Source organism: Microbacterium sp. (assembly GCF_003248605.1).
Lineage (GTDB): Bacteria > Actinomycetota > Actinomycetes > Actinomycetales > Microbacteriaceae > Microbacterium.
Map to the genome: position 1 here is coordinate 1 of NZ_QFPF01000098.1, position 9,596 is coordinate 9,596.

General features: G+C 69.5%; 8 protein-coding genes. 5 read left to right on the forward strand and 3 right to left on the reverse strand.

What is annotated here, in order from left to right; translation table 11 throughout:
* From DI573_RS11935 to DI573_RS11945, 3 genes are all read left to right on the forward strand, one after another.
* Positions 1-512: glycosyltransferase family 2 protein (locus DI573_RS11935; protein ID WP_292814496.1), on the forward strand; the 512-nt coding region annotated here is incomplete at its 5' end.
* Complete coding sequence (locus DI573_RS11940) at positions 509-2,107, forward strand: glycosyltransferase family 39 protein (RefSeq protein ID WP_292814499.1); 1,599 nt, start codon at positions 509-511, stop codon at positions 2,105-2,107. The genes DI573_RS11935 and DI573_RS11940, both read left to right, overlap by 4 nt.
* A gap of 32 nt (positions 2,108-2,139) precedes the next feature.
* Positions 2,140-3,297 (forward strand): glycosyltransferase family 2 protein, encoded by a 1,158-nt coding sequence (locus DI573_RS11945; RefSeq protein ID WP_292814502.1) that lies wholly within the window; start codon positions 2,140-2,142, stop codon positions 3,295-3,297.
* Positions 3,298-3,480: 183 nt separating this feature from the next.
* On the opposite strand, the gene infB is transcribed toward DI573_RS11945, so the two are convergent.
* The 3 genes from infB to nusA are packed head-to-tail and all read right to left on the reverse strand — an operon-like array spanning position 3,481 to position 7,613.
* The gene (gene infB / locus DI573_RS11950; RefSeq protein ID WP_292814506.1) at positions 3,481-6,258 is read right to left on the reverse strand and encodes a translation initiation factor IF-2; all 2,778 of its coding nucleotides are present in this window, start codon (positions 6,256-6,258) and stop codon (positions 3,481-3,483) included.
* Positions 6,259-6,314: 56 nt separating this feature from the next.
* Complete coding sequence (locus tag DI573_RS11955; protein WP_292814509.1) at positions 6,315-6,587, reverse strand: YlxR family protein; 273 nt, start codon at positions 6,585-6,587, stop codon at positions 6,315-6,317.
* Between the two features lie 36 nt (positions 6,588-6,623).
* Positions 6,624-7,613, reverse strand: coding sequence for a transcription termination factor NusA (gene nusA, locus DI573_RS11960; protein WP_292814511.1), 990 nt, complete (start codon positions 7,611-7,613; stop codon positions 6,624-6,626).
* Between the two features lie 129 nt (positions 7,614-7,742).
* Here nusA and DI573_RS11965 point away from each other — a divergent pair, with 129 nt between their 5' ends.
* Both DI573_RS11965 and DI573_RS11970 read left to right on the forward strand, forming a co-directional pair.
* Positions 7,743-9,257 carry an alanine/glycine:cation symporter family protein gene (locus tag DI573_RS11965; RefSeq protein WP_292814514.1) on the forward strand — a complete coding sequence of 505 codons (1,515 nt, stop codon included), beginning with the start codon at positions 7,743-7,745 and terminating at the stop codon, positions 9,255-9,257.
* Between the two features lie 25 nt (positions 9,258-9,282).
* Positions 9,283-9,596, forward strand: a 314-nt coding sequence (locus DI573_RS11970; RefSeq protein ID WP_292814516.1) for a DUF1206 domain-containing protein, incomplete at its 3' end; no start/stop codon positions are given.

Genomic DNA, 9,596 nt, shown 5'->3' on the forward strand with positions numbered 1-9,596 from the left:
AGCTGGTCACCCGCGAGGAGATACCCGACACCGTGCGCGGCCTGGTCAAGCAGCGCACACGCTGGTCGCTCGGGTTCATGCAGGTCTATGCGAAAGGCCTGTGGCGCAACCTGCCGACGGCCCGCGAACGCTTCACCGCCTGGTGGACGCTCACCCAGCAGCACCTCATGGCCCTCACCGGCATCGCGGTGCCGATGATGATCGCCCTGGCGATCTGGGGCAAGTTCCCCCTCGCCGTGACGATGATCACCTTCCTGCCCCTCATCACGACGCTCGCGACGATCGCCTTCGAAGCGTGCATGCTGCACGAGTTCGGCAAGGACCACCGCTTCGCCATCCGCTTCCGGGACTACGCGCTGCTCGTGCTCAGCACTCCGGCCTACCAGCTGCTGCTCGCCTATGCGGCCATCCGTGCCTACACCCGGTTCAAGAGCCGCGACTTCTCGTGGGAGAAGACCTCGCACACGGGGCGACACCTCGGCTACATCGACGCCGCGGAGGTGGCCCCGTGAGCGCGCTCGACGAACGCCCCGTCGCGGAAGTCGGCGCGGATGCTGCGCCGACAGCGGTGCGCGAGGGGGCCCTCGTGCGCGGCCGGCGCCGCCTCCTCGCGTGGCTCGCGGTCCCCGACCACCTCACCGCCCTGATCGTCTTCGCCGTCGCGCTGATCATCGGCGCCTGGAACGTGGAAGGCGCACCCCCCTTCCAGGACGACGAAGGCACCTACGTCGCCCAGGCGGTCGCCGTGCAGAACGGCGCACTCGCCCCGTACACCTACTGGTACGACCACCCGCCCTTCGGATGGATCCAGCTCGCGGGTCTGCTCTGGATTCCCCAGTTCCTGGGCCTGGGCGGAGGATCCGATATCGGCGCGATGCGCTACGTGTCGGCCGGCCTGTTCGCCCTGACCTCGATGCTCGTCTACCTCGTCGCCCGCCGGGTCGGGGCCTATCGTCCGTTCGCGATCCTCGCCACGGCGATCTTCGTCCTCTCCCCGCTCTCGCTCACCCTCGGTCGCCAGGTCTTCCTCGACACCGTCGGGATGCCCTGGATCCTCCTCGCCTTCTATCTGGCCCTCTCCCCCCGCCGAGCTCTCTGGCACCACGTGGGCGCGGGGGCGGCATTCGCCGTGGCGGTGCTGTCCAAACTCACGCTGGCGGTCTTCGGACCCGCGCTGCTCGTGGCGCTGCTGGGACGATCGCGATGGGGCAGCCGCACCTTCTCTGTCGTCGGCTTCCTCGGCGTCGGGGGGCTGATCCTCGCCCTCTTCCCCGTGATGGCGCTGCTGCGCGGCGAGTTGATCGCCGGCGAGGGACACGTCTCACTGCAGGACGGCCTCGCGTATCAGTTCCTCTCGCGCTCCGGCTCGGGGTGGATCTGGGAGGAGGGCTCGTCCCGCTACGACCTCCTGCAGAGCTGGTTCTTCCTCGACGGCTACATCGTCGTCGCGGGCCTGATCGCCGGCCTCCTCTGCGCCTTCGCCGGTCGAACCCGCTGGATTCCGCTGGCGCTGATCTGCTTCGCCCTGCCCATCGTGGGCAGTCAGGGCTATCTGCCGGCGATGTACATCGTGGCGGTCCTGCCCTTCCTCGCCCTCGCGATCGGAGGCGCGGCCGACCTGGTCTGGCGTGGGCTGATGGCTTTCTTCCGCACCCACGCGCCCGGCGCCCGGGCGACGGGGCCCATCTTCGCGACCCTCGTCATCGCGGCCGCTGCGGTGCTGATCCCGATCGAGCAGTGGATCGGGCGCGGCATCCCCCTCATCTCGGCCGATGAGAACCGCGACTGGCGGGACGCCCGCGACTGGGTGACCGAGAACGTCTCGAGGGACGACGTCGTGGTCGTGCCGTACTCGATGTGGCAGGACGTGCAGGCCGCGGGCTGGGAGGACCCGTGGCAGGTCATCGTGCTCGAGAAGGTGGATCTGGACTCGCAGTTCCAGGACGAGCATCCCGGCGGCTGGTCCGAGATCGGCTGGATCGTCGAGGGCCCCACCGTCGCCCCCAACATCGACTACCTCGGCCTCACGCAGGCGGGCATCGCGCTGGAGAACTCGCGCGTCGTCGCCAGCTTCGGCGCCTGGAACATCCGCGAAGTCCTCCCCTGATCCGCATCCCGCCCCACCCGAAGGGAACTGAGATGAGCACCACCGTCATCGTGCCGACCTACAACGAATCCCCCAACGTCGCGGAACTGGTCCGGCGTCTCGGCGCGGCTCTGCCGCCCGACGGCTCCGAGATCCTCTTCGTCGACGACTCCTCCGACGACACCCCTGCCGCCATCCGCGCAAGCGCCGCCTGGAGCGAGGTGCCCGTGCGCCTGATCCATCGCGACGCACCCGTCGGCGGTCTCAGCGGCGCGGTCGTCGAGGGCATCCGGGCCTCGGCCGGAGACTGGTGCGTCGTCATGGACGGCGACCTGCAGCATCCGCCCGAGCTCGTGCCCGTGCTGCTGGAGACCGGGGCCGGCACCGGCGCCGATGTCGTCGTCGCTTCCCGTCACGTGGGCGACGGCAGCAACGCCGGTCTCTCGGGCGTGGGACGCAAGGTCGTCTCGAACGCGTCGATCGCCCTCACGCGGGCGATGTTCCCCTCGCGGCTGCGCAACTGCACCGACCCCATGACGGGCTTCTTCGCGCTGCGGCGTGCGGCGATCGAGATCGACACGCTGCGTCCGCAGGGTTTCAAGATCCTCCTCGAGATCCTGGCCCGGCAGCGCCTGCGCGTCGTCGAGGAGCCCTTCATCTTCGGTGCCCGCTTCGCCGGCGAATCCAAAGCCGACTTCCGGCAGGGTCTGCGTTTCGTCCAGCAGCTCGCGGCGCTGCGCTTCGGACGGATGTCGCGCTTCGGCCTCATCGGCGCGGTGGGCGCCGTCGCGAACCTCGCCATCATGGCGGGGCTCATCGCGGTGGGCGTCGACTACCTCGTCGCCGCGGTCATCGCCGCGGTGATCACGATCGTCGGCAACTTCTTCCTGCAGGAGGCGTTCGTCTTCCACGACCTGCGCGCCGAGGGCCGGCACCTCGCTCACCGCTTCGCCCAGTCGGTGGGCTTCAACGCTCTCGAGGCGCTGGCACGGCTGCCCCTCCTCTACCTGATCGTGCAGTTCACCCCGATACCGAGCGTGCTCGCCCAGGCGGTCACGCTCGTCGTCGCCTTCATCGTGCGCTACGTCTACCACGCGCGGGTTGTCTATCGCCCGCGCCGGACCACCCCGATCAGCCCGCTGCTCGCGGGGGCGAAGCCCGTCGCGGCCGCTCTCGAACGCCCGTCGGGCTCCGCCGCTCCGGCGGCCTGAGACCCCGGTGGGAGCGAGTGGCAACCCCACGCCACCCAAGGCTCGCTCCCACCGGCACATCTTCCGACGAGGGCGGGTGGCGCTCCCCCCGCCTCCCATGGCCCGCCCTCGTCGGGGGTCCTCTTCGCAGGGGACGAGAAAGGGCGGGAGCCGCACGGCCCCCGCCCTTCACTCATGCATCGATCAGACGCGCGGCTTCTCCACCATCTCGGTGGTCTCGATCTCGTCGCCGATCCGGATGTCGTTGTACTTGCCGAGGCCGATGCCGGCTTCGTAGTCCGTCCGCACCTCGGTGACGTCGTCCTTGAACCGGCGCAGCGACTCGATGGCCAGCCCGTCGGCGATCACGACGCCCTCGCGGATCACGCGCGCCTTCGCGTTGCGCGTGATGGTGCCGCTGCGGACGATGACACCGGCGATGTTGCCGAACTTCGAGGAGCGGAACACCTCGCGGATCTCGGCCACACCCGACTGCACCTCTTCGAACTCCGGCTTGAGCATGCCCTTGAGGGACTGCTCGACGTCGTCGATCGCGTTGTAGATGACCGAGTAGAACCGGATGTCCACACCCTCACGGGCGGCACGCTCACGCGCCTTGGTGTCGGGTCGGACGTTGAAGCCGATGATGATCGCGTTGTCGATCGTCGCCAGGTTCACGTCGGATTCGGTCACCGCACCCACACCGCGGTGGATGATGCGCAGCTGCACCGAGTCGTCGACCTCGATCTTGAGCAGCGACTCCTCGAGCGCCTCGACGGCACCCGAGACGTCGCCCTTGATGATGAGGTTGAGCGACTCGACCTTGCCCTCCTGCAGAGCGCGGGTGAAGTCCTCGAGCGAGATGCGCTTGCGCGCCTTGGCCAGGGCCGCGTTGCGCTCGGCGGCCTCACGCTTCTCGGCGATCTGGCGGGCGAGGCGATCCTCTTCGGTCACGATGAACGTGTCACCGGCGCGCGGCACGGAGTTCAGACCCTGCACCTGGACGGGGCGCGAGGGCGCCGCCTCGGTGACGGCGTCGCCGTTCTCATCGACCATGGCGCGCACGCGCCCGTAGGCCGTCCCGGCCACGATCGCATCGCCCACCCGGAGCGTTCCGGACTGGATGAGCACCGTGGCCACCGAGCCGCGACCCTTGTCGAGCTTGGCTTCGATCGCGACACCGCGCGCGGCCTTGTTGGGGTTGGCTGTGAGGTCGAGCCCGGCATCGGCCGTCAGCAGCACCGCGTCCAGGAGCTCCTGGATGTTGGTGCCCGCGCGCGCCGACACGTCGACGAACATGACGTCTCCGCCGTACTCCTCGGCAACGAGTCCGTACTCCGTGAGCTGCTGGCGCACCTTGGCCGGGTTGGCGTCGGGCTTGTCGACCTTGTTGACCGCGACGACGATCGGGACGCCGGCGGCCTGGGCGTGGTTGAGCGCCTCGACCGTCTGGGGCATGATGCCGTCGTCCGCCGCGACCACGAGGATCGCGATGTCGGTCACCTGCGCACCACGGGCGCGCATGGCGGTGAACGCCTCGTGACCCGGGGTGTCGATGAAGGTGATCGCGCGCTCGATGCCCTCGTGCTCGGTCCAGACCTGGTACGCACCGATGTGCTGCGTGATGCCGCCGGCCTCGCCCGCGACGACGTTGGCGTTGCGGATCGCGTCGAGAAGTCGCGTCTTACCGTGGTCGACGTGACCCATGACGGTGACCACCGGCGGCCGGATCTCGAGGTCCTCCTCGTTCTCCGCCTCAAGCTCGGCCTCGAGGTCGAGACCGAAGCTCTCGAGGAGCTCCTTGTCTTCGTCCTCGGGCGAGACCATCTGGATCTTGTAGCCGAGCTCGGCACCGAGCACCTCGAAGGTGGCCTCGTCGAGCGATTCTGTGGCCGTCGCCATCTCACCCAGGTTGAACAGGATGGTGACGAGCGTGCCGGGCTGCACCGTGTAACCGGTGATGTTCTCGATCTTGTCGGCGAAGTCCGAGATCGACGCGCCGCGGCGCATCCGGATGATCTGTCCGTTGCCGCGCTGGACGTTGATGCCGCCGACGGTCGGGGCATCCCTCATCTCGAATTCCTGGCGCTTCGCCCTGCGCGACTTGCGCTGCTTGGACTTGCCGCCGCCCTTGCCGAACGCGCCGGCCGTGCCGCCGCCGGGTCCGCGACCACGACCGCCGCCTCCTCCGGGACGACCGGCGAAACCGCCGCCCGCGGGGGCACCGGGGCGACCGGCGAAGCCGCCGCCGCCCGCGCCGCCGGGGCGACCGGGACCACCCGGGCGCTGTTGGAAGGGCGCGCCGCCGGGACGACCGCCACCGGCACGACCCGGGGCGCCGGGACGCGGAGCACCGGGACGGGGAGCGCCGGGGCGCGGGGCCTGCGGGCGCGGGATGTTGCCGGGCGTCGGGCGCTGGCCCATGCCCTGCGCGCTGGCGAAGGGGTTGTTGCCGGGACGCGGCCCGGCCGGGCGCTGACCCATCCCCTGCGCGCTGGCGAAGGGGTTGTTGCCGGGGCGCGGAGCGCCACCGGGACGCGGGGGCGTCGGTGTGGGCCCACCCGGTTTGGGCGCCGCGGTGTCGGCGGCGGGCGCGGGCGCCGCGGGGGTCTCGGCAACGGGGGCCGCCGGTGCCGGCGCAGAAGGCGCCGCGGGCGCGGGGGCCGGCGCGGCGGGCGCCGGCGCGGGGCTCGCCGCAGGAGCGGCAGGGCGCGACGGAGCGGCCGGGCGCGACGGAGCCGCGGGGCGCGCCGGTCCGGGTCGACCGGCCGGTCGTGCGGGGGCGCTCGACTGAGCGGGCTCAGCCGGCTTGGCCGCGCCTTCGGCCGCGAGGGCCTGACGCAGCTTGCGAGCCACGGGGGGCTCGATGGTCGACGAGGGGCTCTTGACGAACTCGCCGAGTTCTTTCAGCTTGGCCAGAGCGACCTTGCTGTCGACGCCGAGTTCGGAAGCGATCTCGTGCACGCGTGGTTTGGCAGCCACAAATTCTCCTGTCTGGGTCCACCCAGGCAGGGCAGACCGTTATCCGCGGACGGGTCTCATTTCGAGCCGTTCACTTTGTTTCCATAGCCGTTCAGCCGTTTCTCGATGGTCTGCGTGTCAAGCGAGCCTGACGCGCGCAATGCCCGGACGAATGCGCGACGCCGCAGGGCGGCATCCACGCACTTCTGCGTGTCGTGCACCCACGCGCCTCGTCCCGGGAGAACCGCGCGCTCGTCGGGGACGAGCGCACCGGAATCCACCACGACACGAAGCAGGGAGGACCGGGGAGCACGCGTGCGGCAACCGACGCACGTTCGTACAGGCACCATGTTACACCTCCGGGCCGGCAGCACCGCCTCCGACGATCAGTCGCCCTCGAGCACGCTGTCGGGCTGGATGTCGATCTTGGCGCCCGTGAGCTTGGCCGCCAGTCGCGCGTTCTGGCCCTCTTTGCCGATGGCGAGCGAGAGCTGGTAGTCGGGCACGAGGGCGCGCACGGCCTTGGTCGAGGCGTCGAGGATGAAGCTCGAGGTCACCTTCGCGGGCGAGAGCGCGTTGGCGACGAACGCCGCAAGCTCGGGGTCGTAGTCGACGATGTCGATCTTCTCGCCGCCGAGTTCTTCGGTCACCGCGCGCACTCGGCGACCGAGCTCGCCGATGCAGGCGCCCTTCGCGTTGATCGCGGGATCGTTCGCCTTGACCGCGATCTTGGACCGGTGGCCCGACTCGCGCGCGAGCGACACGATCTCGACCAGCCCCGCGGCGATCTCGGGGACCTCGAGGGCGAACAGCTTTCGTACGAGGCCGGGATGCGTACGCGACACCGTGATGGAGGGACCCTTGGTGCCCTTGGACACCGAGGTGACGTAGACGCGCAGGCGCGAGCCGTGCGTGTAGGACTCGCCGGGGACCTGCTCCTCGGGCGGGAGGATCGCCTCGATGGTGCCGAGATCCACATGGATCATGCGCGGATTGGGCCCCTGCTGGACCACGCCCGCGACGATGTCGCCCTCTTTGCCGCGGAACTCCCCGAGCACCGCGTCGTCGGCGATGTCGCGCAGTCGCTGGCTGATGACCTGCTTGGCGGCGAAGGCCGCGATGCGACCGAATCCATCGGTCACCGCTTCTTCTTCGCCGATGACCGCGCCCTCGTCGTCGGTCACGGCGATGAAGACGCCGACGTGTCCGCTCTTGCGGTCGAGTTCGACACGAGCCCCCTCGGGCACCTCGCCCGAGGGCGACGTGTGCTTGCCGTAGGCGGTCAGGATCGCCTGCTCGATGATCCGCACGAGTTCGTCGAAGGGAATCTCCTTCTCACGCTCGATCGTGCGCAGCAGCCCGAGATCGATGTCCACGGGGACCTCCCTATTCAGCTCTCACCCGGCGTCGTGCGCTCGGGCATCCCCCCTACGTTACCGGATGGCGCGACCGACGCCGCTGTGAGGATGCTGGTCATGGCGGGCGCCGACCGACATACTGTGCGCATGGATGAGGATGCGATCAACGCCTGGCTGCTGACCTGGGGCGACAACCTGTGGACCTGGATCATCGTGCCGGTGGTCGTGGTGCTGGGGCTCTACTTCACCGCGCGCTCGGGGGTGGTGCAGTTGCGCCTCGTCCCCGAGATGTTCCGCACCCTCACCGACAAGACTCCCCGCACCACCACCGGCGAGCCTCAGTCGGTGTCCGCGTTCCAGGCGTTCACGATCTCGGCCGCGTCGCGGGTGGGCGTGGGCAACATCGCCGGCGTAGGCACCGCCATCGCCGTCGGAGGCCCGGGCGCGGTGTTCTGGATGTGGCTGATGGCCTTCATCGGCGGCGCCTCGAGCTTCATCGAGTCCTCCCTGGCGCAGCTGTTCAAGGTGCGCGACAAGGACGGCTTCCGCGGCGGTCCCGCCTACTACATGCAGCGCGGTCTGAAAGCTCGCTGGCTGGGCATCTGGTTCGCGATCATCCTCATCGTCTGCTTCCCGTTCGCGTTCTCGTCGCTGCAGGCCAACACGATCGCCGCCACGGTGTCGGGCAGCCTCGGCGAGGGCGTCGCGGCCTGGGTGCCATGGGTCGTGGGCATCGGCGTCGCGCTGCTCACCGCTCTCGTCGTCTTCGGCGGAGTTCGTCGCATCGCCTCCGTCACCCAGGCACTCGTCCCCTCCATGGCGCTGCTCTACCTGCTTCTCGGGCTGCTCGTGGTCGGCTTCCACGTCGATCAGATCCCCGTCGTGTTCGCCCAGATCTTCACACAGGCGTGGGGATTCAACGAGGTCGTCGGCGCCGCCTTCGGCTACATCGTGCTGACGGGCATCAAGCGCGGCATGTTCTCGAACGAGGCGGGCCTGGGCTCGGCGCCCAACGCGGGCGCCAGCGCCGCCGTCACCCATCCCGTCAAGCAGGGCCTCGTGCAGACGCTCGGCGTCTACTTCGACACGTTCCTCGTCTGCTCGATCACGGCGTTCATCATCCTCGTGTCGGTACCCGATCTGGCCGGCGCCACCCGGGGCATCGGATTGACCCAGGGTGCGCTGGTGTCGACCCTCGGTGACTGGTCCAACATCGCCCTCAGCATCATCATCTTCCTGCTGGCGTTCTCGTCGATCCTCGGCAACTACTACTACGGCGAGTCGAACATCGAATTCATCACCTCGAGCCGCGCCGCACTGACGGGCTACCGGATCCTCGCCGTCGTCGCCGTGCTCGCCGGGTCCGTGGTCACCGCCGACCTCGTCTGGAATTTTGCCGACGGGGTCATGGGGCTGATGGCCCTGACGAACCTCATCGCCATCGCCCTGCTGTCGGGCTTGTCCTTCCGCCTCCTCAAGGACTACACCCGCCAGCGCCGCGAGGGCCGGGACCCGGTCTTCACCCGGGCCCTCATGCCGGATGTCGGGGGCATCGAATGCTGGGAGGACGAGCTCTCGGTCACGGGTCCGATCGATGTCGTCACCAAGAAGCGGCAGTCCGAGAAGCACCGCGATCACCTGCACGGCGCCCCGCGGCCATGATGCGTCCCGGCCGTAGGCTGACCGGATGCACATCGCCGCCCCGAAGCGCGTCGCGCGCGAGGCGACCGACACGACGTGGTTTCGCCGCCTCGCCCGCTGCGGGTACGCCGCCGCCGGCCTCGTGCACGCTCTGATCGGGATGCTGGCGATCATCGTCGCGACCGGCGGCGATGTGGCGAGCGACCAGACCGGGGCGATGCGGGCGATCGCCGAGGTGCCCTTCGGCTTTGCACTCCTGTGGGCGATCGCGGGCGCGCTCGGTGCGCTCGCGCTGTGGAAGGTCGCCGAGGGCGTACTGGTCCGCGGTGATCACACCGTGCAGAGATGGGGGCGCCGCAT